Origin of the sequence: Actinoplanes sandaracinus, assembly GCF_030009775.1 — a bacterium.
Taxonomy (GTDB): Bacteria; Actinomycetota; Actinomycetes; order Mycobacteriales; family Micromonosporaceae; genus Actinoplanes; species Actinoplanes sandaracinus.
This window is the reverse complement of sequence record NZ_JASCTH010000046.1, coordinates 1-24,420: the sequence shown is the minus strand read 5'-3', so window position 1 is coordinate 24,420 and position 24,420 is coordinate 1. Positions and strand designations below refer to the sequence as shown.

General features: G+C 71.2%; 20 protein-coding genes. 8 read left to right on the top strand and 12 right to left on the bottom strand.

Going from position 1 to position 24,420, the window contains the following annotated elements:
- Positions 1-250 precede the first annotated feature (250 nt).
- From QLQ12_RS43545 to QLQ12_RS43530, 4 genes are all read left to right on the top strand, one after another.
- The gene (locus QLQ12_RS43545) at positions 251-1,231 is read left to right on the top strand and encodes a ricin-type beta-trefoil lectin domain protein (protein WP_282766947.1); all 981 of its coding nucleotides are present in this window, start codon (positions 251-253) and stop codon (positions 1,229-1,231) included.
- Between the two features lie 884 nt (positions 1,232-2,115).
- Positions 2,116-3,744, top strand: a complete 1,629-nt coding sequence (locus QLQ12_RS43540) for a glycosyltransferase family 4 protein (RefSeq protein WP_282766946.1) — start codon at positions 2,116-2,118, stop codon at positions 3,742-3,744.
- Between the two features lie 183 nt (positions 3,745-3,927).
- A complete protein-coding gene (locus QLQ12_RS43535) occupies positions 3,928-4,647 on the top strand; it encodes a class I SAM-dependent methyltransferase (RefSeq protein WP_282766945.1) in 720 nt (239 codons plus the stop codon).
- A complete protein-coding gene (locus QLQ12_RS43530; RefSeq protein ID WP_282766944.1) occupies positions 4,634-5,695 on the top strand; it encodes a prenyltransferase/squalene oxidase repeat-containing protein in 1,062 nt (353 codons plus the stop codon). The genes QLQ12_RS43535 and QLQ12_RS43530 overlap by 14 nt, the downstream gene beginning before the upstream one ends.
- On the opposite strand, the gene QLQ12_RS43525 is transcribed toward QLQ12_RS43530, so the two are convergent.
- The 5 genes from QLQ12_RS43525 to QLQ12_RS43505 form a co-directional block, all read right to left on the bottom strand.
- Entirely contained in the window at positions 5,634-6,272 is a 639-nt protein-coding gene (locus QLQ12_RS43525; protein ID WP_282766943.1) for a class I SAM-dependent methyltransferase, read from the bottom strand. The two genes, QLQ12_RS43530 and QLQ12_RS43525, sit on opposite strands and share 62 nt — an antisense overlap.
- Before the next feature lie 123 nt (positions 6,273-6,395).
- Positions 6,396-7,427, bottom strand: a complete 1,032-nt coding sequence (locus QLQ12_RS43520) for a maleylpyruvate isomerase family mycothiol-dependent enzyme (RefSeq protein WP_282766942.1) — start codon at positions 7,425-7,427, stop codon at positions 6,396-6,398.
- Positions 7,424-8,035 (bottom strand): sigma-70 family RNA polymerase sigma factor, encoded by a 612-nt coding sequence (locus tag QLQ12_RS43515; protein ID WP_282766941.1) that lies wholly within the window; start codon positions 8,033-8,035, stop codon positions 7,424-7,426. Before QLQ12_RS43515 ends, QLQ12_RS43520 begins: the two co-directional genes overlap by 4 nt.
- Positions 8,036-8,070: 35 nt before the next feature.
- A complete protein-coding gene (locus tag QLQ12_RS43510) occupies positions 8,071-8,499 on the bottom strand; it encodes a hypothetical protein (RefSeq protein ID WP_282766940.1) in 429 nt (142 codons plus the stop codon).
- A gap of 50 nt (positions 8,500-8,549) precedes the next feature.
- Complete coding sequence (locus tag QLQ12_RS43505) at positions 8,550-9,959, bottom strand: DUF4331 domain-containing protein (RefSeq protein ID WP_282766939.1); 1,410 nt, start codon at positions 9,957-9,959, stop codon at positions 8,550-8,552.
- A gap of 179 nt (positions 9,960-10,138) precedes the next feature.
- Here QLQ12_RS43505 and QLQ12_RS43500 point away from each other — a divergent pair, with 179 nt between their 5' ends.
- Positions 10,139-11,425, top strand: coding sequence for a tetratricopeptide repeat protein (locus QLQ12_RS43500; RefSeq protein WP_282766938.1), 1,287 nt, complete (start codon positions 10,139-10,141; stop codon positions 11,423-11,425).
- Between the two features lie 134 nt (positions 11,426-11,559).
- On the opposite strand, the gene mmsB is transcribed toward QLQ12_RS43500, so the two are convergent.
- From mmsB to QLQ12_RS43480, 4 genes are all read right to left on the bottom strand, one after another.
- Positions 11,560-12,792 carry a multiple monosaccharide ABC transporter permease gene (gene mmsB, locus QLQ12_RS43495; RefSeq protein ID WP_282766937.1) on the bottom strand — a complete coding sequence of 411 codons (1,233 nt, stop codon included), beginning with the start codon at positions 12,790-12,792 and terminating at the stop codon, positions 11,560-11,562.
- Positions 12,789-14,342, bottom strand: a complete 1,554-nt coding sequence (gene mmsA, locus QLQ12_RS43490; RefSeq protein WP_282766936.1) for a multiple monosaccharide ABC transporter ATP-binding protein — start codon at positions 14,340-14,342, stop codon at positions 12,789-12,791. The genes mmsB and mmsA overlap by 4 nt, the downstream gene beginning before the upstream one ends.
- A gap of 115 nt (positions 14,343-14,457) precedes the next feature.
- Positions 14,458-15,576 (bottom strand): multiple monosaccharide ABC transporter substrate-binding protein, encoded by a 1,119-nt coding sequence (gene chvE / locus QLQ12_RS43485; RefSeq protein WP_282766935.1) that lies wholly within the window; start codon positions 15,574-15,576, stop codon positions 14,458-14,460.
- Between the two features lie 350 nt (positions 15,577-15,926).
- Positions 15,927-16,340, bottom strand: coding sequence for a DUF2000 domain-containing protein (locus QLQ12_RS43480; RefSeq protein ID WP_282766934.1), 414 nt, complete (start codon positions 16,338-16,340; stop codon positions 15,927-15,929).
- A 50-nt stretch (positions 16,341-16,390) separates the two neighbouring features.
- Here QLQ12_RS43480 and QLQ12_RS43475 point away from each other — a divergent pair, with 50 nt between their 5' ends.
- The gene (locus tag QLQ12_RS43475; protein WP_282766933.1) at positions 16,391-17,173 is read left to right on the top strand and encodes an AraC family transcriptional regulator; all 783 of its coding nucleotides are present in this window, start codon (positions 16,391-16,393) and stop codon (positions 17,171-17,173) included.
- Positions 17,174-17,243: 70 nt separating this feature from the next.
- On the opposite strand, the gene QLQ12_RS43470 is transcribed toward QLQ12_RS43475, so the two are convergent.
- On the bottom strand, positions 17,244-17,594 hold the full coding sequence (locus QLQ12_RS43470; protein WP_282766932.1) for a hypothetical protein: 351 nt from the start codon (positions 17,592-17,594) through the stop codon (positions 17,244-17,246).
- A 205-nt stretch (positions 17,595-17,799) separates the two neighbouring features.
- Between QLQ12_RS43470 and QLQ12_RS43465 the strand changes: the two genes are divergently transcribed.
- Together QLQ12_RS43465 and QLQ12_RS43460 are read left to right on the top strand one after the other, a co-directional pair.
- Positions 17,800-18,258, top strand: coding sequence for a diadenosine tetraphosphate hydrolase (locus QLQ12_RS43465; protein ID WP_282766931.1), 459 nt, complete (start codon positions 17,800-17,802; stop codon positions 18,256-18,258).
- Between the two features lie 59 nt (positions 18,259-18,317).
- Positions 18,318-19,214 (top strand): serine hydrolase domain-containing protein, encoded by an 897-nt coding sequence (locus QLQ12_RS43460; RefSeq protein ID WP_282766930.1) that lies wholly within the window; start codon positions 18,318-18,320, stop codon positions 19,212-19,214.
- Positions 19,215-19,451: 237 nt separating this feature from the next.
- Here the strand turns inward: QLQ12_RS43460 and QLQ12_RS43455 are convergent, their stop codons facing one another.
- The gene (locus tag QLQ12_RS43455; RefSeq protein WP_282766929.1) at positions 19,452-19,775 is read right to left on the bottom strand and encodes a hypothetical protein; all 324 of its coding nucleotides are present in this window, start codon (positions 19,773-19,775) and stop codon (positions 19,452-19,454) included.
- 204 nt (positions 19,776-19,979) lie between these two features.
- The gene (locus QLQ12_RS43450) at positions 19,980-23,618 is read right to left on the bottom strand and encodes an nSTAND1 domain-containing NTPase (RefSeq protein WP_282766928.1); all 3,639 of its coding nucleotides are present in this window, start codon (positions 23,616-23,618) and stop codon (positions 19,980-19,982) included.
- Between the last annotated feature and the right edge of the window lie 802 nt (positions 23,619-24,420).

Genomic DNA, 24,420 nt, shown 5'->3' with positions numbered 1-24,420 from the left:
GGGCGGCACGGGGGACACCCAGGGGCGCCGGGCGCACAGCTGCGCCACGGGCCGTACGGCCCGTGAAGCGAAGCTGGTGGGGGCCGGCCCCGGAGTTGTGACCGGAAACATGTAGGGACCGCGTGAGCACGGCAGACCGCAGCCTGAGGGCACGCAGAACGACGGGCATCTACTGATGGGATCCCCACACGGATCAATGAATGCCGGTAAGTTGGGGCACCGACGCCGGACCGGGGGGTGGCAACGCCAAGTGGGTGAGGATCTGGGCGACAATCGCGATCCGTTGCTGGTGCGGCCGTTCGTCCTGCCAGACGGCCCTCAGCAGGAGCCATCGCTGTCCGCCTCGACCTGGCCCGTGGAGCACACCGCTGGGGAGCTTCCGACGCAACTGCTGCCGGTGGTTCCGGTCGCCGAGTCCGACCGTTCCGGCGAGGACCGTCAGGGTGCACGTCGGCGACGCGGCCTGCTCCTGCTGATCGGTTCCGGAGTGACGTCCGCCGCGTTTGTCGCCGGCTACGCGATGCTGCGGCCCGCCGATCGATCTGACACGTGGGCCTCGATGCCCGGCAACTCGCTTCCCGTGGCGGTCGGGCCGGCCACCTCGGCGAGTGTCAGCCCCACCGGCGCCCCGACCGGTGAGACGGGCACCGGCACTGAGAATAGGACTGGGGCGGGGACCGGCACCGGTAGCGCGGACGAGGCCGGCAAGGCGACCACGTCCCCGCCGGCGCAGAAGATCTCTCCACCGTCCTCGGTGGCCGGCGACGTGACCGGTGCGTCGGCTGCCCCCTCGGGGACGGCGAGTGGCAACCCGGCTACTGTGGCGCCGGCGCCGCCGGTCGAGTTCGCCCCGGCTCCGGTCAGGACCGGCCGCGGGCTGCTGGTCACCGGCAACGGCCTCTGCCTGGACCTGCACGGCGACGCTATTGAGGGCGGTGAGGTGCACGTCGACGACTGCAACGGCACCAGCCCGCAACGGTGGCGGCTGAACTCGGACCGCACTCTCGAGGTGCTGGACATGTGCGCCTACCTGGCCGGTGATGGCACCGTCGAACTGACCCGCTGCGACGGGCGGACAACCGCACAGTGGCAACTCTCCGAAGACGGCACTCTCGTCAACGCCGCGACCGCCCAGTGCCTCACCGACCCCCACTCAGGCGCCCGCCCCGGCCGCTCGGTCATCGTCACCACCTGCGACGGCGCCAACAATCAGCGCTGGACGTTCCGCTGACACGGCGCTGACGCCGGCCCTCGAACGCCTGGCTGTGGTCGCCACCAGCGACACCACGTGGTCGTGACCTTGGAGCGCACCTCACCCTGCGCCGGTGTCCGTGGTCGTCAGAACCGACACCACCGCCGAGCGGAACGCTGACCTGCGCGGCGAGGGCTCAATGGCCGCGGTGCGGTGTGGGTTATCGCGACCGCCGGACCGGCTCGATGTCCCGATCATGGTGTTCAAACCCTCGACCGCTCGGTGTTGCTGCTCGCGACCGTAGCCAACCGCCGTCCCTCGGACGCCGATGCACTGGCACCAACCCTCGAACACCGGCTTGCTTACGCCGGTCATCACGGATGGCTGACATTCATTCCCCGGAGATCCCCGGAGACGGTCCCGCCCACCACAGGCGGTCGCTCGGGTGACTCTGCTCGCGCCAGCGACCGACGGTGAGCAGGGTGGCCGGCGGTAGCCGACGCTGGCGAGTGGTGGCCGGCGGTAAGCGGCGTTCGGTGTGGGCGGCGGCCACGGCGAGGCGGTTGCCGCCCACCCACACCGACGAGGGCATCCGCGCCGCGGGCGAGCGCGGCCTCGGGGTAGCCGTCGCGGCGGGCGATGTCGCCGGGGTCGCCGGTGCTCCCGGGGCAGTGCCCGGCCCGGCGAGCGGGCGGGATGCGGTCAGATGGGGCCCGGCGAGCGGGCGGGATGCGGTCAGATGGGGCCCGGCGAGCGGGCGGGATGCGGTCAGATGGGGCCCGGCGAGCGGGTGGAAATGCGGTCAGATGGGGCTCGGCGGGGTGGTCCGTTTCGGGGTCCGGTGGGACCTACCGATGAAAGTGATCAAATCGTCAGGCCCGAACAGTAGTGATCATTTGCTTCTCGCCTCTTAGGGTCATCAGGTGATCTCCCCGCCGCTTCGCATCGCCCTACTGTCATATCGGAGCAAACCGCACAGCGGGGGCCAGGGGATCTATGTCCGGCACCTGTCGCGGGAGCTGGTCAGGCTCGGGCATCAGGTGGAGGTGTTCTCCGGGCCGCCGTTGCCGGACCTGGATGACGGGGTCGGGTTGACCGTCCTGCCGAGCCTCGACCTCTATCGGGAACCGGATCCGTTCCGGACGCCGCGGCTGTCGGAGTTCCGCACGCCGGTCGACGTGCTGGAGTGGACGGCGATGTGCACGGGAGCGTTTCCCGAGCCGCTGACGTTCTCGTTGCGGGCCTGGCGGTTCCTGAGGGAGCGGCTGAGCGAGTTCGACATCGTGCACGACAACCAGTGCCTCGGCTACGGGCTGTTGCCGTTGAGCCGGTCGGATACACCGGTGGTCGCGACCATCCATCACCCGATCACCGTGGACCGTGATCTGGAACTGGCGGCCGCACCCGACTGGAAGCGTCGGCTGTCGCTGCGCCGGTGGTATGCGTTCACCCGCATGCAGGGGCGGGTGGCGCGGAACCTGCCGTGGCTGACGACCGTGTCGAACGCCGCGAGGGACGAGATCGTCGAGGCGTTCCGGGTGCCGGCCGAGCGGCTCCGGGTGATCGGCGTCGGCGTCGACGTCGACACCTTCAGCCCGGCCGGAAACACAACCAGCCTGGCCGGAAGCACAACGGTCGAGAGCGACACATGCGGCGGCGCCACACCCGACAGCGCCTCGACGAACGGCGCGCTCGGCACCCCCGCCGGGCAGGCCACCGTAGGCGCCGCCGCCGGGCAGGCCACCGTAAGCGCCGCCACCACCCGGCAGACCGCCGTAAGCGCCGCCACCGAGAACGGCGTTGCCACCGGCGCCGCCAGCGGCAACGCCGCGGTGGGAGACGCTGCGGAGAACCACGCCGGAGAGGGTGGCACCGCTGTGGACGATGTCGCAGCGGACGGCGCGCCCCGGGACGGCGGTATCCGGGCGAACGGCAGCCAGGGTGGTGGCTCTGCGGGGGGCGGGGTCGCGGGATGGGCCCGAGGCGACCGGATCGTGGCGGTGGCCAGCGCGGACGTACCGCTGAAAGGTCTTCCTGAGCTGATCGAAGCGGTAGCCAAACTCCGCGCCGACCACGACGTCGAACTGGTGGTCGTCGGCTCGGCGCGTCCGGACGGCGCCGCCGCGCGGGCGATCGCCCGGCTGGGCCTGGACCGGGCGGTTCGTTTCGTCTCGGGGATCTCGGACGACGAACTCGCTGATCTCTTCCGGTCAGCGACGGTCGCTGCGGTGCCGTCGCGGTACGAGGGTTTCTCGCTGCCCGCCGTCGAGGCGATGGCGTGCGGGGTCCCGCTGGTCGTCACCACCGCGGGCGCGTTGCCGGAGGTGACCGGCCCGGACGGGCTGGCGTCGCTGCACGTCGCGCCGGGGGACGCCGAGGCGTTGTCGGCGGCGATCGGGCGGCTGCTCGACGATGAGGCGCTGCGCCGCAGGCTGGGCGCCGCCGGCCGGCGCCGGGCGGTCGAACACTTCACGTGGCGGCGTACCGCGATGCGGACCGCCGAGTGGTACGCCGAAGCGATCGAGGAGCACCGCAAGCGCCGCAGGCCGTAAGCATCACCGGGCCGCAAGCGCCACCAAGCCGTGACCCGCACGGGGCCGTGAGCACCACCCGGCCGTAAGCACCACCAGGCCAGAACCCCACCGGGCCGTAAGCACCACCAGGCCACAGGTAACGCAGAACGCAAGCAGCGCACAACGCGGGCTTCAACCGAAAGGGCAGGTAGAACAACTTTGTTGACCGTCGACTACGACCGGCTGGACGTGCGGCCGGGGATGCGGGTCCTCGATCTGGGTTGCGGCGAGGGCCGGCACACCTTCGAGGCGTACCGGCGGGGCGCGGACGTCGTCGCCCTGGACCTGAACGAGAAGGATCTGGCGACGACAGCGTCCTGGTGCGCGGCGATGGAGCTGGCCGGTGAGGTGCCGGCGACGGCGAGCGCCACGACGGTGCAGGGTGACCTGTTGTCTCTGCCGTTCCCGGACGCGAGTTTCGACCGGGTGATCGCCTCCGAGGTGCTGGAGCACATTCCGGACGATGTGACGGCGATCGCGGAGCTGACCCGGGTGCTGAAGCCGGGCGGGCTGGCCGCGGTGACGGTGCCGCGCTGGCTGCCGGAGCGGGTGTGCTGGGCACTTTCGGACGAGTACCACGCCAATGAGGGTGGGCATGTGCGCATCTACAAGGAGGACGAGTTGTCCGGTCGGCTGCGCGAGGCGGGGCTGACGGTGACGGGCAACGGGTTCGCGCATGCGCTGCACAGCCCGTACTGGTGGCTGAAGTGCGCGATCGGGGACGCCGCCCCGACTCGGGCGTACCACCGGATGCTGGTGTGGGACATCACCGACCGGCCGGCGCTGACGCGGGTGCTGGAGCAGGCCCTCAATCCGCTGATCGGCAAGAGCGTGGTCATCTATCTGCGGAAACAGGAGGTGATGGCCGATGTCGGTGCCTGATCTTCCCGGGGTGCTGAGTGCCGACGCGATCCGCCGGACGGTGGCGAGCATCGCCGCCGCGCAGCAGGCCGACGGCTTGATCCCGTGGTTCCCGGGCGGGCAGGCCGATCCGTGGGATCACGTGGAGGCCGCGATGGCTCTCGACGTGGGCGGAGAATCCGAGAAAGCGGAGGCCGCCTACGACTGGCTGCGCCGCGCGCAGCGGCCGGACGGGTCGTGGGCGTCGCGTTACGATCCGGGCGGGGTGGTCGCCGATCCGACGGCGGAGACGAATCACGCCGCCTACCTCGCGGTCGGCTGCTGGCATCACTGGCGGTGCACCGGTGACGATGCTTTCCTGGCCCGGATGTGGCCCGCGGTGCGCCGGGCGCTCGACTTCGTGACCGGTTGTCAGGCACCCGGTGGGGAGATCTGGTGGGCGGCCGGCGATCCGGTGGCGCTGCTGACCGGCTGTTCGAGCATTCATCAGGCGCTGCGCTGCGGCACCGCGATCGCCGAGCGGGTCGGTGAGCCGCAGCCCGACTGGGAGCTGGCCGCCGATCTGCTGGCGGACGCGGTCAACGAGCGTCCGGGCGCGTTCGCCGACAAGGCGCGCTATTCGATGGACTGGTATTACCCGGTGCTGGGCGGCGCGGTCCGCGGGCGTGTGGCGCGGGAGCGGCTCGAACAGCGGTGGGACGAGTTCGTCGTACCCGGCCGGGGCGCCTATTGCGTGTCGGATCAGCCGTGGGTGACCGGCGCGGAGACGTGTGAGCTGGCTTTGGCGCTGGACACGATCGGTGAGCGGGCCGCCGCGGAGGAGCTGGTCGCGGCGATGCAGCACCTGCGGGAGCCGGACGGTTCGTACTGGACGGGTCTGGTGCTGACCGACGGCGTCCGGTGGCCGGTGGAACGGACCACCTGGACGGCGGCGGCGGTGGTGCTCGCGGTCGACGCCCTGCACGGGCAGCATCCGCGCTCGGGCATCTTCCGGGAGGCGAGCGGCGTCAGCGTTCCTGACGCGGAGACGGTTCGCGGCGCAGGAGCCGCAGCGAACCCCGGCCCGTGAGTTCGGTGTAGTCGCCGCTGTCGAGGGCTTTGCGGTAGATGCGGTAGGGCGCCTGTCCACCGTCGGCCGGGTCGGGGAACACGTCGTGGATGGCGAGGACCCCGCCGGCCGCCAGGTGCGGCGCCCAGCTGGCGAGGTCGCGTTGCGCGGATTCGTCGGTGTGGCTGCCGTCGAGGAACAGGAACGCGAGCGGCGTCGCCCACAGCCGCGCGAACTGCTCGGCCCGCGCCACGACGGCGACGACCACGTCCTCGGCGCCGGCCGCGGCGATCGTGCCGCGGAAGCCGGGCAGCGTGTCGATCAGCCCCACCCGCGGGTCGACCAGCCCGGGATCGTGATAGTCCCAGCCGGGCTGGTGTTCCTCCGACCCGCGGTGGTGGTCGACGGTGACGACGGTGGCGCCGCGCGGGCGGGCGGCGGCGGCCAGGTAGAGCGTCGATTTGCCGAGGTAGCTGCCCACCTCCAGGATCGGGCCGGCCGGCGCGGCGAGCACCGCTTCGGCCAGGGCGAGGCCTTCGTCGGCTGGCATGAACCCGGTCGCCGCCGCGGCGGCCGCCAAAAGGTCGGAATCGAGCATCGCGCCATCATATAAAGCGAAGATCAACCCACTTTTCCCGTACGGCCACACGCACCCCGACCGCACTCGCGCTGCTCGGCGGGCCATCGCGCGAGGAGGCGACCACTCCGCGCCGTTCGTGGCTCACGGGACGGGCGCCATGGCCGGCGCGGCCGCGAGCACCTCCCGCGCCAGAGTGGTGTCGCCCTCGATCTCCACGGCGATCCGGGCCGGATCACGGCGGCCGCCGACCAGCCGGCAGAACTCGACGACGTCCAGGGTGAGGACCGCGGCCGGACGGACCACGGCCGGCACCGGCATGGACGGGTGCAGCGGCACGGTCCAGGCCTCACCGGCGCCGGTGAGACGCCACCGCACGTACCGGTCGAGGGGTGGCGCGACGCGGCGGGAGGTGACCCGGGGTAGCAGTCGTACCGCCAGGTCAGCCATGGGGTGCAGGTGTTCGGGCAGGGGTGTGACGGTGCGGCGCCCGGTCGCGGCGGCGATGTCCTCCCGGTGGATCCAGATCTCGAAGGCCCGGGCCGTCAGCGCGTCGGCCAGGGGCAGCGGCCAGCCCAGATCCACGGTCACGGAGCCCGGTGACGGGTGCCCCGCGAGAAGGGCGTGGCACACCGCGTCGGCCTGTGCGCGCCAGGACCGCATGGTCTGCTCGGGGGACCGCTGCCGTTCCCGGCGCAGCACGGCGGCGGTGCGTGCGGCCGCGCCCTCGCCCGGCTCGGTCGGCGGCTGGACGGGCACGCCCACCGCGGCGGCGACCAGCCCATCGGTGGCGGCGAGATGCGCGAGGAGGTCATGGACCGTCAGTTCGCCGTCCGCCGCGATCCGGCGCCAGTGCTCGGGCGCCAGGTCGGACAGCAGCAGTTCGAGTGCCGCGATCTGGGCGGCGTACGGCGCCGCGTACGCCGGTGCCGCCGGTGCCGGGCGCCGCCGGCTCCGGGCGGCCGAGAGCAGCCGGGCACGTGCCCCGGCCGGTGGTCGGAGGTGGTCGTCCACGATGCCCGCGGCGGCTTCCCGCAGTCCACGGGCCTCCTCGGTGCAGGCCGGGCAGGTGCCGAGATGGGACTCGACGAGCTTCTCCTCCACGGTGGAACAGGCGTCCAGCGCCCACGCCCCGATGAGGTGGACGACCGTCTCGTGGTTGTCCATCCCGCTCATCTCTCCTGCCCGTCATCGGCGTGTAGGTCGTTGAGCGCCACGGCCAGCCGGCGCAGGCCCTCGCGCAGCTGGGACTTGGCGGTGCCTTCGGGCAGGCCGAGTTCGGTCGCGACCTCACGGTAGGTGTGGCCCTCCAGGTACGCCAGGGCGATCGCACGGCCCAGATGCCGGGGCAGGGCTTTGAGCGCGGTGCTCAGCCGCTGCGCGGTGTCGGCGTCGGTGACCTGGTCGCCGACTGGATCGCCGCCGCTGACGGCCCCGGCGTGCAGCCGCTCGTCCTGGGACGTCCGGCGGTGTGCCTCCTCCCGGCGCACCAGGTCGACCGCGCGGCGGTGGGCCATCATCGCCAGCCAGCCGCGCAGGCTTCCCTTGGCTGGTTCGAAGGCGAGCGGGCGCTGCCACATGGCCAGGAACACCTCCTGGGTGACGTCCTCCGCGGCCTGGCCGTCGTGGGTGACCCGGGCGGCGATGGTGAAGACGAGGGACTCGAACTGTTCGTACAGTTCAGCGAACGCGGTTTCGTCGCCGTGGACGAGCCGATCGCGGAGCCGCGCGTCGTCGTGGGCGGCACCGGTGCGACGTGGCTGGGACAGAGCGCTCCTCCCCACCTCGGCTCCCGCTCAGTCTCGTGTGGCTGACGGCATTATCGGGCGCTGACGCATGTCTTCTCCAGGGCGGCGCGGCCGGTCTCCACATCGCGCACGTACTGCGGCTCGAGGGTTCGGCTGTCGAGCCGGATCCGCAGGTATCCCAGTGCGAGGATGACGGCATCCATCGACGCCCGTACGTCCGCGGTGGCGGCCGGCGCCAGCGTGACGAGCCGGTCCTGCGCCCGGCGCAGCTCGGCGCTGTCGGCGGGCGTCAGGGCCGTGCCGTCGCCACCGTGAGTGAGACGGGCGAGGGAGCGTACGGTGTCGGCGGCGTCGCGGCAGGCGCCCGGCGCGAACTGTTCCACCGCCGGCAGGACGAGCGGTGGCTCCGGCGGCGAGGCCGGCCGCTGTGCCGTGGCGAGGGCTCCGGCCAGGCCGGCCGCTACGGCCAGCGCGGTCACCACGATGATGGGACGCTTCACGAGGTGCTCCTTCCCGGGGCGCCGCGCGGGCGGCGCCCCGAGTCGTCCGGTCAGTTCTGGTTCACCGCGACCACGTTGGGCAGCGCGACATAGGGGAATGCGCCGCGGAACGGGATCGTGTTGGTGTTGACCGCGTCGCCAAGCCCGTCCACCGCCGGCGGGTGGTTCGGGAGCAGCACGCCCTCGGCCACCCGCAGAGTGACGTCGGTGACGTCGTCGGCGAGCCGGCGGCCGTTCGGGAAGCCGGCGTTGTCGCCGCCGAGCACGCCGAGGCGGTGGGGTGCCGCGGACGGCGGGATGGACATGTTCAGCCGCAGTTGTTCGCTGGGCACGAACGCGGCCGGGTTGACGTCACGGTTGAGGCGCTGTGAGTTCAGGTCCACCGCCACCGGCCCGCAGGCGCCGCACAGCCCGGTGAGGAACACCTCGACGAGGTCCTGGCGGGGCGTGGCCGGCGCCGGGATGCGGTAGATGCCCTGGACCAGGCGCGGCACCTCCGGGTTGGTCACGAACTGCAGGAACCGGGAGTCGTTGTGCGGGGCGGTCGCGTTGAACTCGTCCTTGCGCCCGACCGGGATGACCACTTCGTTGACCAGCGGCATGCCGAGCCGGGACACCTGCTGCCAGCCGCCGTACCGGTTGCGGTTGTTCACGGTGTCCACCACCTCGATGCGCTGCCGCGATGTGGTGGACCAGACGCCGATGACCGGGTTACGGGTGGCGTCGCCACGCAGTGCCAGCACGCTCTTGGGCACCTGGATGGCCAGTGTGTTGGTGTTGTAGCCCCGGACGGTGTCCTGGCCGACCTCGGAGAAGTCCCCGCCGTACAACAGGTCGAAGATTCTCAGGTCGAGGAAGAACGGGTCGTCGGCCTGTCCGGCGAAGGTGCGCCCGCCGCCCGGCAGCGCGGTGATCGCGGCGTCGGCGAGCGCGGCGTAGTTCGGCATCGACGCCTGGCCGACCCGCGACGGCGCGACGCGCCCGTTGTCGACCAGCACGGTACTCCCGGCCGCGGTGATGGCCTCCAACCGGTAGGTCTGCCAGAAGTTGAGGTCCGGGTCGTCGAGCGAGGTGACCACGCCGGTGTTGTACAGGAAGGTGTTCCGGTTGCGGTAGGTGCTGTTGAACGTCCACCGGTAGGTCAGGTCGGCGCGGGCGTCACCGTTGCTGTCGATGTTGATGTCGTACGCCGCGTCGTTGGCGAACGGGTAGAAGGTCGGCCCGCCGTTGGGCTCCTCGAAAGGCACCCAGTTGGCGATCAGCGTGACGGTGTTCGGCGCGTCCGGGCTGACGAACGCGTACACGTCGGTGTTGTCCAACTGCGGTTCGCCGGAGACCAGCGGCGCCTCCCGGTGGCTGGACGCCCGCGTGACCGTCGGGGCCAGCGAGGCTACGCAGGCTGCGGCGGCGAACGCCGCCACGACGCCGAGCGCCGGTCTACGGCCGGGGTGTTGAAGCATCTCGTCCTCCTCCGCGGAGCCGGTGCGGCCCTCTGCTGGGCCGCGATGGCTGTCGAGGGCGTTCGTCTCCCGGCCGCGGCGCGGATGAGTGGAGTCGGCTTGGCGACATCGGGTCATCCGGGCGGCCGCCGCGTGCGAACCCTCCCGTCGACGACATTCAACGAGCCAAGGAGGATCGCATGCGCCGCGCGGCAATGCTCATCGCTGTCTCGATACTCGGCGCCCTGCTGCTGGTCACCGCCGGTGCGCTTTTGGCGCCGGGGGACGACCGGGCGCCGGCGAGCCGGGAGACCGCCCGGCACGCCGATCCGATAGCCGCCGCCCAACGTCGGCTCCAGCGCCTGCCGAACGATTGGACGACCTGGGCGCAGCTCGGCATGGCATACGTGCAACGGGCCCGGACCGCCGGGGATCAAGCCGACTACCCGCGCGCCGAGGAGGCGCTCGACCGGTCGCTGGCGATCCGGCCGCGGGACAACGCGATCGCGCTGACCGGCCTCGGCGCCCTCGCCGCCGCCCGCCACGACTTCCCGGCCGCGCTGCGGCACGGCCGGGACGCGCTCGCGGTGGATCCGTACCGGGCGGCCGCGCTCGGCGTCGTCGTCGACGCCCTGACCGAGCTCGGCCGCTACGAGGAGGCCTTCGCCGCGGTTCAGCAGATGGTGGATCTGCGCCCGGATGCCGCCTCGTACTCCCGGGCGTCGTACAGCTGGGAGCTGCGCGGCGAACTCGGGCGCGCGACCGAGGCGATGCAGCGGGCCCTGGCCGCCGCCCCCGAGCCGGCCGACGGCGCGTTCGCACGGTTGCACCTGGGCGAGCTGGCGATGGACAGCGGCGATCTCGACACCGCGTCGGCCCACTTCACCGAAGGGCTGCGGCTCCTGCCCGGTCACCCGCCGCTGCGCGCGGAACAGGCCCGGGTACGGGCGGCGCGCGGCGACCTCGCCGGAGCCATCGCCGGGTTCCGGTCCCTGCTGGCGACGGCGCCGGAGCCGGCGTACATCGCCGAACTCGGTGACCTGCTCACCGCCGCCGGGCAGCCGGCGGAGGGCGAGCGGCAGCACGCCCGGGCCCGGCAGGCGTGGGCCGCCGAGGCCGGACAGGGTCACCCGCCGGAGGCCGACCCGGTGCTCTTCGCCGCCGACCACCGCGATCCGGCCGCGCTGGAGGCCGCACGCCGCCTGTACGACCGGCAGCCCGGCATCTCCGGCGCCGACGCGATGGGCTGGGCCCTGCGCGCAGCGGGGCGGCTCGAGGAGGCGCTCACCTACGCCGACGAAGCCCTCGCTCTCGGCACCCGCGACGCGTTGATGCACTACCACCGCGGCATGATTCTCGCCGAGCTCGGCAGACGTGACGCCGCCCGCGCCGACCTGAGCGCCGCGCTGCGGTTCCACCCGCACTTCTCGGTCCGGCACGCTCCGGTCGCACGCGAGACGCTGACCGCGCTCGGCGCGGCGCGCTGACCTTCCGCGACGGCCTCGATCCTCGGCGGCGTCGCGGTGGCGCGGCCGCGAGGGGCTTCGCGGACGGCCGCAACGGCATCAGCGCCGCCCGGGGCGAACCCCGGGCGGCGCTGGTTTCCTTCCCCCCGGAAGGACTACTTGCCGCGGCGCTTGTTGAGGATGTCGAAAGCGACGGCGGCGATGAGCACCAGGCCCTTGATGACCATCTGCCACTCGGGCGTGACGTCGGTGATGGAGAGGCCCATGTTGAGCACGCCCATGATCAGCGCGCCGATGATGGCGCCGGTGATCTTGCCGACGCCGCCGTTGACCGCGGTGCCGCCGATGAAGGCGGCGGCGATGGCGTCGAGCTCGTAGTTCTGGCCGGCGGCGGCGACCGCGGAGCCGGCCCGGGCCGTGGTGATGACAGCGGCCACACCGGCGAGCAGGCCCATGTTCACGAAGAGCAGGAAGTTGACCCGCTTGGTCTTCACACCGCTGAGCATCGCGGCGGGCAGGTTGCCGCCCATCGCGTACACGTGCCGGCCGAAGATGGTGTTGTTCATGATGAACGAGTAGAGCAGCACCAGCAGGGCGACGATGATCAGCACGATCGGCATGCCACCGGCGCTGTTGGCGAGCAGCCAGGTCAGGTAGCCGACGGCGGCGATGCCGACGACGAGCTTGCCGACGAAGGCCGCGAACGGCTCGGTGCGCAGATCGTTGCGGACCAGTTCACGGCGGGTCCGGATCTGGCTGACCGCCAGCCCGCCCGCGGCCACGGCGCCGATCAGCACGGTGACCGCGTCCAGGTTGCCGACGAAACCGAGCCAGTTCGGCAGGGCGCCGTTGGCCAGGGCGTTGAAGTCGCTGGGCAGGCCGCCGACGGTGGTGCCGACGTACTTGATGGCCAGACCGCGGAAGAGCAGCATGCCGCCGAGGGTGACGATGAACGCCGGGATGCCGACATAGGCGATCCAGAAGCCCTGCCAGGCGCCGACGATGCCACCGAGCAGGATCGACAGCACGACCGCGACCGGCCAGGCGACGTCCCACTGCATGATCATCAGGGCGCAGATGCCGCCGACGAACGCGACCACCGAGCCGACCGACAGGTCGATGTGACCCGCCACGATGATCATGACCATGCCGATGGTCAGGACGAACACGTACGCGTTCTGCTGGATCAGCGACACCACGTTGTTCGGCAGCAGCATCAGGCCGTTGGTGTCGAACTGGAACCACAGCGTGATCACGACGAGCGCCGCGATCATCGCGTACTGCTTCATGTTGCCGCCGAGGTAGGCGGCGAGGGCCCCGCTCTCGCTCTTCTTCTTGCCGGGCTGCGGCGAGGCCGCCGGCGCCGGAAGAGTGGTGGACGCGCTCACCGTGTTGCTCCGCTCTTCTCCATGGTCATGTAACGCATGAGGCTCTCCTGGGAGGCCTCCTCGCGGGGAAGCTGACCGGTGATGCGCCCCTGGCTCATCGCGTAGATCCGGTCACAGATGCCGAGCAGCTCCGGCAGCTCGGAAGAGATCACGATGACTGCCTTGCCGGAGTCGGCAAGCTTGTTGATGATCTCGTAGATCTCGTACTTGGCGCCGACGTCGATACCGCGCGTCGGCTCGTCGAGGATCAGCACCTCGGGCTCGGCGAAGAGCCACTTGCTGAGCACGACCTTCTGCTGGTTGCCGCCGGACAGCTTGCCGACCTGCACGTCGACGCTGGGCGTCTTGGTGCGCATGTCCTTGCGGAACTGGTCGGCGATGGTGATCTCCTTGGCGGAGTTCACCACGCCGAGGCGGGCGATCTTGCCCAGCCGGGCCGCGGTGGTGTTGCGCTTGATGTCCTCGATCAGGTTGAGGCCGTAGTGCTTGCGGTCCTCGGTGGCGTACGCGATGCCGTGCTCGATGGCCGCGGACACCGTCTTGATCGACACCTGCTTGCCGTGCAGGAACAGCTTGCCGGTGATGCCGGCGCCGTAGCTGTGCCCGAACACGCTCATCGCCAGCTCGGTCCGGCCGGCGCCCATCAGCCCGGCGATGCCGACGATCTCCCCGGCCCGCACGTTCAGCGCGGCCGAGTCCACCACGACCCGGTTCGGGTCGTTGGGGTGGTGCACGGTCCAGTCCTCGATCCGCAGGATCTCCTCGCCCAGCGTGGGCGTGTGCGAGGGGTACCGGTTCTCCAGGTCACGGCCGACCATCGTGCGGATGATGCGGTCCTCGCTGACCGGCTCGGCGCCGTGCATGTCGAGGGTCTCGATGCTCTGGCCGTCGCGGATGATCGTCGTGCTGTCGGCGATCGCGGCGATCTCGTTGAGCTTGTGGGAGATGATGATCGAGGTGATGCCCTCGGCCTTGAGCAGGCGCAGCAGGCCGAGCAGGTGTGCCGAGTCCTCGTCGTTCAGGGCCGCGGTCGGCTCGTCGAGGATGAGCAGCTTGACCTTCTTCGACAGCGCCTTCGCGATCTCCACGAGCTGCTGCTTGCCGACACCGATGTCCATGATCTTGGTGTCGGGCTGCTCGTCCAGGCCGACCCGCTTCAGCAGGTCGGCGGCCTGCCGGTTGGTCTGCGCCCAGTTGATGACGCCGCCCCGGGCCCGCTCGTTGCCGAGGAAGATGTTCTCCGCGATCGACAGGTACGGGCTGAGCGCGAGCTCCTGGTGGATGATGACGATGCCGCGCTCCTCGGAGTCACGCGTCGTCCGGAACTTGCAGGTCTCGCCCTCGAAGACGATGTCACCGTCGTAGGAGCCGTGCGGGTACACCCCACTGAGCACCTTCATCAGGGTCGACTTGCCCGCGCCGTTCTCGCCACAAATAGCGTGGACCTCCCCGCGGGCCACGCTCAGCGTGACATCCGAGAGCGCCTTGACGCCCGGGAAGGTCTTGGTGATCCCCCGCATCTCCAGGATCGGGGTCGTGTCGTTGGCCATCGCACAACTCGCTTGCTCTAGGTCTGTCTCGCGGATCGCGTGGGGGCGGGGCGAGGTCCAGGGTCCGACCGGGACCGGCCGGGCCCGCAGAAGGTGGGCCCGGCCGGAGTTCGACTTACAGGCCGAGCTTGTCGGCGGTGTAGAAGCCGGAGTCGACCAGCTTGGTCTTGACGTCGGCCTTGGTGACGACGACCGGCGGCAGCAGGTAGGCCGGGACGACCTTGACACCGTTGTTGTAGGTCTTGTCGTCGTTGGTCGCGACGGCCGTGCCCTTGACGATCGCGTCGACCATCTTGGCGACCTGGTCGCCCAGGGTCCGGGTGTCCTTCCAGACGGTCATCGCCTGCTTGTCCGCGAGGACGTTCTTGGTGTTCGCCAGGTCGGCGTCCTGACCGGTGATCAGCGGGTACTCAGCGCCCGGCTTGTAGCCCTTGGAGTCCAGCGACTGCGCGATGCCCAGCGCCAGCGAGTCGTTCGGGGACAGGACGACGTTGACCTTCTTGCCACCGGTGTAGAACGAGTTGATCCGGTTGTCCATCTCCGCCTGCGCGGTCTCGGACTTCCAGCCGGTGATGGAGACGGTCTTCCAGTCCTCCTCGCCGGCGATCTTCTTGCCCGACGGGATGACCAGCTTGCCGCTCTCGACGTACGGCTTGAGGACGTCCCACGCACCGTTGAAGAAGAACTTGGCGTTGTTGTCGTCCGACGAGCCGGCGAAGGGCTCCAGGTTGAACGGGCCCTTGCCGTCCTTGAGGCCCAGCTTGTCGACGATGAACTCGCCCTGCAGCTTGCCGACCAGGTAGTTGTCGAACGTGGCGTAGTAGTCCACGTTCTTGGTCGCGTTGATCAGGCGGTCGTACGCGATGACCTTGATCTTCGCGTTCGCGGCCTTCTCCAGCACCGGGCCGAGCGCGGTGCCGTCGATCGAGGCGACGACCAGAACCTTCGGGTTCTGGTTGATCATGTTCTCGATCTGGGTGATCTGCTGGTCGACCTTGTTGTCGGCGTACTGCAGCGAGGTCGTGTAGCCAGCCTTCTTCAGCAGGCTGTCCAGGTGCGCGCCGTCGTTGTTCCAGCGCTCGAGGCTCCGGGTCGGCATGGCGATGCCGACCAGGTTGGTGCCGGAGGAGCCGGAGGGCGACTTCTCGGCGTCACGGGTGTTGCTGCAAGCGGACGTCGCGGCGAGGGTGGCGGCCAGCGCGACGGACGCGAGGACCCGGAAGTTCTTGGACACCTCGGCGTCTCCTTTCTATTGGGCCCGCTGCCGGGCCTCCAAAGCTTCTCTTTTGTTGCTGGGCACAACATACGGCTCCTGCGAGAGACTTTCACGCCGCCGTTCGTAACGGCTGCGTAACACTCGCTGTGACGATCAAGGCCCTGAACCCCGGTTCAGGAACGCGAAACCCACCGTGCGTAACCAAATCCGCCGCATCGTATTTGTTGGCAACGGCCACTAATACTCCGAGGGGTCGATCTACACGGACCGTCGCCGCCCTGTCACCCCGGCGCAATCACCCGGCAAACGACGAACCGCCCCCGACCGCACCGCGGCGGCCGGAGGCGGAGACGACGACGAAAGGCGGGTCACGGATGCATCGCCGCACCCTTGACGACACGGTCGACAGCGTTACGCGGGCCGTGCACCGCCAAGCCCACCAGGTCCAGATCACCGGTGCGGACCGCTCGCACCGCATCCCGGTTGGCCGCGTCGTGACCGGTCGCGAACAGATCCGAGGTGAACACCGACATCACCACACCGTCGCGGCCCAGCGCCCGGCCGTGCGCCGCGGCGAGCAACTCCTCGCCGCCCTGGAACACCATCACCGGCTGCCGGAACATCGGCAGATAGACGACGCCGTCGGCATCGGCGTACGGCTCACCGACCACCTCCGGCACGAGCGTGCCGATACCGGAGACGAGGAAGGCCGTGACGTTCAGGCGCTGCCAGGTGAGCAGGTCGTCCCGCAACAGGACGGCGATCTTGGTGGAGAACTTCATGCCGCCCATCGTCAACCGGGCCGTCCCACCAGGTCTTGTACGATTTTGACGTGCCTCACCTCCGCGCGTGGCGACCACGGCTCGACGGCGTCGCCGAGGTCCTGCACGCCCGGTTCTCCGAACACACCTACCCGATGCACGCCCACGACACCTGGACGGTGCTGCTCGTCGACGACGGCGCGGTCCGCTACGACCTCGACCGCCACCAGCGCGGCGCGTTCGGCGACCTGGTGACCGTCCTCCCGCCCCGGGTGCCGCACAACGGCACGTCGGCACGGCCCGGCGGCTTCCGCAAACGGGTCCTCTACCTCGACGCCGACCGGCTGCCGGCCCGGCTCATCGGGGCCAGCGTGGACGCCCCGGCGATCAACGACCGGGAACTGCGCCACGCGATCTCCCGGGTGCACCGGCTGATCCGCTCCCCCGGTGACGCGCCACTGGCCGACAGCCTGCTCGCGGTGACGCTGGCCCGGCTCCGCACCCACCTCGGCGACCCACCCGACCCCCGGCCACCGAACCGGGCGGCGGCACACAGCCTGCGCGACCTTCTGGAACAGCACATCGTCGCCGGCCTGCCACTGTCGACGGCCGCCGCCGCGCTGCACTTCGACCCGACACACCTGGTGCGGTCGTTCCGCCGGGAGTTCGGCATGTCACCGCACCAGTACCTGATCTCCCGGCGCGTCGACCTGGCACGGCGCCTGATCCTGGCCGGCGAACCCCTGCGGGCCGTCGCCGCCGGCAGCGGCTTCCACGACCAACCGCACCTGAACCGGCACTTCAAACGCATCCTCGGCGTCACCCCCGGCCGTTACGCCGGCACGCCACCCTGAAACGGCCGGACCCGCGCGATCACGGCCGGCGACCCGGTCCCCTCCGGCCGAACCGCGACATGGCAGCCCGTCACCCCAGAAGCCGCAACCCGACCGCCCCAGCGCCGGCGGCCAGCAACCCCACGAGCGCCGCCAACGACCCCGCCAGCAGCCCCGACCGCACCCGCCGCCCCAGCACGAACCACAACGGCCCGGAGATCACCAGACCCGCCAGTAGCACCGGCGTCGTGAGCGCCAGCACGCCGGACGCGTCCGGGTACCACGTCCCGCACTCACCCGGGTCGGCACAGGGCAGGTCCCGCGACTGCCGCCGCATCAGAAACTCCGGACCCACGACGGCCAGCCCCACCACGACCGGAACCAGCAGCGCCGCCACGTACCAGGCCCCGAGCACACCGGCGCCCCTCACCTCTCGATCCACTCCGGGACCGTACAACCTGGTCAGGACCACAGGTCCAGCGCGTCCGCGACCCGCCCCCCAGCATCTCGGCCAGTCGCTCCCGCCGTGGGCCGGCTCCTCGTCGCCGTCGGCCCCGACAGGTGTTCCGCCACGAGTCCGAACACTCATCCTCTAAATCATCCTAGGAGGCTAGTCCTCTTGCGGGGACGTCCGGCAGGATGTCGCGGTGACGAACTGGCGGGAAGACCGGATCGGGTCGGCTCTGCGCGGCGAGAACCCCACGGTTCTCCAGCGGCTCCCCGGCGGCTTCGCGGTGATCGGGGACGTGCAGTGGCTGCCGGGCTATTGCGTGCTGCTGACCGACGATCCGGCGGTCGGCAGGCTGACCGACATGCCCCGCGCCCGGCGGCTGGTCTTCCTGGAGAGCATGGAACGGCTCGGCGAGGCCGTCGAACGGGCCTGCGCCGAGTCCGACCCGGCGTTCCGACGCATCAACCTGGAGATCCTCGGCAACACCGATCCCTATCTGCACGCCCACATCTGGCCGCGTTACGACTGGGAGCCACCGGAGATCGTCGGCCGGCCGGTGTATGTCTACCCCCGGCAACGATGGACCGACCCGGCCACCGCTCTCGGCCCCCGCCACGATCCGCTGCGCGCCGCCATCCGACGCCACCTGGCCTGACGCCGAGGACCTCGAAAACCTGTTTGCCTACGGGCCGATCCATGACGAAGGTTGCCGCCATGGACGTGATCGATGAGGCCGTACGAACCCTGCGTGACGCCGCGTATGCGCATGTGGGGCATCTGGTGCTGGTACGTGATGGGGAGGTGCTGGCGCAGCGGCAGTTCGGGCGGCGCACGCTGACGGAGCCGGCCGAGGTGTTCTCCGTGACGAAGTCGGTGGTCGCGACCGTGGTGTTGTCGGCGGTTCAGGACGGCCGGCTGTCGCTGGACGCGTCGCTGGGCGACCTGCTCGGCGGGCGGGTGCCTCCCGGTCGGCGTGCCGTCACGGTGGAGCATCTGCTGTCGATGACGGGAGGCGCGTACTGCGGCGGGCTTCAGGACATCGATCGCGTGATCGAACTGCCGACGAGCTGGATCGATGCGCTCCTGTCGGTGCCACAGCGGCATCAGCCGGGCACCACGTGGTGCTACGACAACGGCGCCGTCCACCTGCTGGCGGCCGCACTGCAGACGGTGACCGGCGACGTGGCGGAGTTCGCCGCCGACCGGGTGTTCGGGCCGCTGGGCATCACGGGTGAGGACTGGCCCCGCGATCCGGACGGCGTCGTGTGGGGTTTCGGTGGCCTGCGGCTGTCTGCCCTGGATCTGGCCCGGCTGGGGGAGGGCTGGCGGACCGATGCGCTGGGCCTCGCAGGGCTGCTCACCGAGGCCACCGCGCCGCGGTCGGCCGGCGGCCCACCGGTGGATCTACCGTACGGCTGGCTGTTCTGGGTCGACGAGGTGGCCGGCAGGCACGCCTACCTGGCGGCCGGCTGGTCGGGCCAGTACGTGCTCGTTGTCCCGGCCACCGGGGTGACGGCCGTCGTCACCGGTGATCCGCGATACCTCACCGACCGTTCCACGAGCGCACTGGCGGTGGCCCGTCACCTCGCAGCCGTCGTGGCCGACCGGTAGCGTCACGCCCCGCCGCTTCACGTCAGCCGCGCCGGCTCCGGTCATCCTCCCGAACCGGGAACACACATCGCTCCAAGAAGGATCGCCGGCGCCGGCCCCGCCGCAGGACAGAGGCCGGCGCCGGCGGTCAACGGCAATCTCGGCACCGGGCCCCGAGAATTCGCCGCGTCGTCCGCCCGGCATGCCAGGCGGTCAACCCCCGTCGGGGCTCAGCGGGGCGCCGGTGAGAAGAGGACCTCAGCCGGTGATGCCGCCGGGCCACTGGTAGCCGTAGTGGCGGACCCGCAGAGTGTCCTGCGGGCAGACCGCGGTGGACCGTGCCGCGCCGTTCACCCAGGCACCGAAGTACTTGCCGTCCCTGGAACTCTGAGTGTCACAGTCGATCCACGCACGGTGCCGTACGTCGCATTGGTCGGCGAACGACGCCGATCGCTTGGTCCAGTCGCGGCCGTAGCGACAGGCCGCAGCGCTTGCCGGCGCCGAGCCGAGCACCACCAGTACGGCGCTGGCCAGCACCGCGCCGGCTCCGCCCAAGGCTACGGTTCTTCGGATGGTCCTCATTCAGGGTCCCTTCGTTGTCGGGCGCCGGGACGGCGCGGCTCTCCCGGCAGAGGCCGGTGTGCCCGGATGGCGGGCCGCGCCCCGCAGCGGTGCGAGGTGACTTCCGGTCTACCGGCGATCCCGGGTTGTCGTCACGACGGAAGCCATCGATCAATCAATGACCGGACAACCGCACCGGTGGCGTGACAGCGGCCGAAGACGCGTTCACCGGGCGCAGGCCTCGCACTGCCAGGACCGCAGCGTCCCGTCGTCGTGGACGGTGGCGAGCCGGTCGCCGCCCGGCTCGAACACCGAGACCTCGACGGCGCTGCCGAACCCGCGCACGACCACCGGTGTGCTGTCCTCGGTGGTGCGCCAGATCCGCAGCCCGCCGTCGTCGCCGCTGCTGGCGATCAACCCGCCGTCCGGGCTGTACGCCACGTTCCACACGGCGCCGCGATGCCCGCGCAGCACGGTGACCGCTTGCCCGGTGGCGGTGTCCCACACCCGTATCGTGCCGTCGTGGCCGCCGCTGGCGACGTGCCGGCCGTCCGGGCTGAAGGTCACCTTCCAGACCAGGCCGCCCTGGTGGCCGTGCAGAACGAGGGCCTGCCCCGTCTCCAGATCCCACACCCGGACGGTCCCGTCGCGGCCGGCGCTGGCGACGTGCCGGCCGTCCGGTCCGGCCGCCACCGACCGCACCGTCCCGGTGTGACCGCCGAGCGTGACCGCCCGGCCGGTCGCGAGGTCCCAGACGCGCACCGTCCCGTCTCTGCCGGCGCTGGCCAGGCGCCGCCCGTCGGGGAGGAAAGCCACGTCGAAGACCGCCTCGGAGTGCCCGGACAGTGTCCCCACACGGCCGGTCGCGGCATCCCACACCCGTACCGTGTGGTCGGCGCCGGCGCTCGCTACTCGTGTGCCGTCCGCGGTGACAGCGACCCCGAAGACTTCGCCGGTATGGCCGCGCAGCACGGTCGGCCCGGCGGGGCCGCCTGGCGGCCACAGCCGTACCGTGCCGTCCTGGCCGCCGGTGACCAGCCGGCGGCCATCAGCGCTGACCGCGATGCCCGCCACCGCGCCTTGGTGGCCGCGCAGCACCCGGGGTGCGCCGGGGTAGGCGGGATCCCAGAACCGGACGGAGCCGTCACCACTGCCGCTGGCCAGCCGGCGGCCGTCCGGGCTGAACGCGACGCTCCAGACCGGTCCGTCGTGGCCGGGCAGCACGAGCGGGTCGGCGTCGCTGTCGGTGTTGAAGACCCGGACCGTGCCGTCGCTGCCGCCGCTGGCTATCCGGTGTCCGTCCGGGCTGAACGCCACCGTCTCGGCAGTGCTCGAGCCCTCGCCGTTGAGGACCACCGCCTTCTCGGTTCCGGCCACCGGCCAGACCCGGATGGTCCCGTCGGTGCTCGCGCTGGCCAGTGCCTGGCTGTCGGCACTGAACATCACGTTCTCCACGGAGTCGGTGTGCCCGCGCAGGATCTTCGGTGTTCCGACGCCGGACGCGGGCCACAGTCGCACCACACCAGCGCCGTCACCGGTCGCCAGGTGCCGGCCGTCCGGGCTGAACGCGACGCCGAGTTGCCGGTCGCCGGGGCGCAGCACGGTTCGGGCGGGGCCGCCGGCGATGTCCCAGATCCGGACCGTGCCGTCGTCGCTGGTGCTGGCGAGCCGCTGCCCGTCCGGGCTGAATGCCACGTTCCACACCTTGTCGGTGTGGCCGGTTTGGACCAGCGCGGGCCGGTCGGCGCCCAGTTCCCACACGGTGACGGTGCCGTCGATGCCGCAGGCGGCCAGCCGGCGGCCGTCCGGGCTGAACACCGGGCTCCATACCTCGTCGGCATGTCCGATGAGCACCCGCGGCGTTCCGGTGGCGACGCCGCGGGCATCGAGGCGCCACACTCGTACGGTGCCGTTGTCGCCGCTCGTCGCGATCGACTGCCCGTCGGGGCTGTAGGCCACGCCGAACACCTGGCCCTGCCCGGCCGGCAGCGCCGACTGGATCCGTGAGTCCATCGCCGCCTGTCGCAGCACGGCCTGCGCGGTGGGCGTGCGCCGTACGGCCATAGCCTGCTTGGCCAGCGCCAACGACGACTCCGGCTTGAGGGCCAGTTGCTCCCGCGCCCGGGCGGCGAGCTCGTTGGAGACGGCCAGGTCTCGTTCGTCGGCGGCCCGGCGGGCCTGCATCGTGCTGATCGCGGCGAGCGTGGCCACGACCAGCACCACCGCGCAGAGCAGCGCCCCGGCCACCTGGACCCGCCGCCGACGTGCTCCCCGCCGGCGGTTCTCGTGGAGTCGGCTCGCGGTCAGGAAGGCCTGTTCGAGCTCGTTGAGCCGGTCCAGTGGACGTTCCCGCCACGGCGCCAGACGAGCCCCTCGGTACAGGAACGCGTCGTCACGGCGGTGTTGCTGCCATTCCGCTGTGACCTCGGTCAGCCGACGGTGCTGCAGCAGCATGTTCCGGTCGGCGGCCAGCCAGCCGCGCAGCCGTGGCCACCGCCGGATCAGCGCCTCGTGCGCGACGGTCGCGGTGTCTTCGTCGCAGGTGACCAGGCGGGCCCGGGCCAGCCGGTCGAGGACGTCGGCCGTCGCGGGGCTGCCCAGCAGCTCGGCGTAGCCGACGCGCCGCCGGGTGTCCTCGGTGTCCTGGCCGAGCGCGGTCAGCCGCAGGAAGATGTCCTGAACGATGTGCCGGCGGGCCGGGTCCAGGTCGCCGTAGACCCGCTCGGCGGTCTGCGCGATGGCATCGGCGACGCCACCGGCGTCCCGATAACCGGCCAGCGTGAGCATGCCACTCTGCCGCCGTTGCCAGGTCTCCAGCAGCGCATGCGAGACCAGCGGCAGCGCCCCGGGCTGGCCCGCCGCGTCGGCCACGACTGCCTCGAGCAGCGCCGGCTCGACCCGATATCCCGCGTGTTCGGCGGGACCGGTGACGACGGCGCGCAGGTCGGCCTCGTCCATCGGACCGACGAGCAACTGCCGGTCCCGCAGCGCGGACACCAGGCCCGCGTGGCGGGCGCAGTGCGGATAGAAATCGGCGCGCACGCCCAGCACGACGCGTGCCCGCTCGGCGCAGCCGTCGGCGATCTTCAGCAGGCAATCCAGGAACCGCTGCCGGGTCTGCTCGTCGCGGCAGAGCGTGAACACCTCCTCGAACTGGTCCACCACAAGCACCAGCAGGTCCGCGCCCGGGCGGGCCGTCAGTGCCTGGCGGACGGCCAGCGGCCCGGCGGCGGGCTCGACAGCCAGCTCGGCGTGCAGCGCGGTGGCCGTCAGACCCTGCAGTTTCGCCAGCCCGGCGGCCAGCTCCTGCAGCGGCTCCGCCCCCGGCGTCATCAACAGCGGCACACTCGTACGCCCATCCGGAGCCGAACCGGCGGCGAGCGCGGGTAACAGACCGGCGCGCAGCAGCGACGACTTGCCGCTACCCGACGCGCCGAAGACCGTCAGGAACGGTTCGTCGGCAAGCCTCTTGGACAACTCGTCGATCAGAGCCCGGCGCCCGAAGAACCGGGCCGCGTCCGTGGCCTGGAACGTCGACAGGCCCAGATACGGCGGTTCCTCCCCGACGTCCTTACCCGCGTCCGCGCCCGGGCCGCCTGCGATCTCGGCTGCGAGCCGCCGCCAGCGCTGTTCCCAGAGCTGCGGATCGCCCCCGCAGCCCCGCACATAGGCCAGCGTGACCGCCAGGGACGGCAGCGCCAGCCCGGCTGCCGCCTCGGAGAGCATCGACGCCGAGTAATGCACCCGCGCCGCCAGCGCACGATAGCTCGGCCGGCCGGCCTGCTGACGCAACTGGCGCAGCTCCCACGCGAAACGCTGCACAGGACCGGCATCGGGATCGACCTGACGTTCCGGACGCCCCATCAGACAAGCCTCCCGCGCCGGTGTCGTTGTCCGGCCATTGATTGATCGATGGACGTCATCATGACAACAACGAGCGATCACCGGTAGACCGGAGGTAGCCGCACGCCGCCGCACCGTCACCCATGGGCGGCGGCTCCTCAGGCAGGTCGTCAGATCTCGGCTCGTGGCCGCCCACGACACGTTCGCGCCGCCCAGACCACAGCATCAGCCGTAGGCAGCCTGACCGGCCGGTATGACGTGGGCCACCTACATCGAGCGGTGTAGTTGCCCGCCCGGTTGGTTAACGTGGTTGCCATGGCGACGACCCGGCGGCTCAGCATGCTGGCCCGCTCGTTGCCGGCCATGCTGGCCCTGCTCCTGATCAGCGGTATCAACAGTCCCGCAGTCGCGCGTCCCGACCCCGGCCGTAAGGCCGAGATGTCCACGGCCGCTGTCCAGCAGCCGGCACCCCGCGATACCGCGCCCGTTGCCCCTACCCGCTCACGTCAACCCGCCACCGCGATGACCGCGACGCGGGCTCCCGTGGCGGACCGGACCCGAATCCGGCCGACGCAGCACGCCGCCGATGCCGCCAGCTCGAGAGCCCCGCCAGCTCACCACGCATGAGCCGCGCCCAGCCGGCGTGACACCGCCGCACGGCGCCGCAGCGTCAATCCGATGCCGAACGCCCCACACAACGGCGGACCGGCTTTCCGCCTCACCGCAGTCACCGCCGGTGAGGCGCCCTCGGTGGCAGACCCGACCCATGGACAGGACCCCTCCCGCATGGACGTGGCACAGATTCTTCTGCAGGAACCCGCCG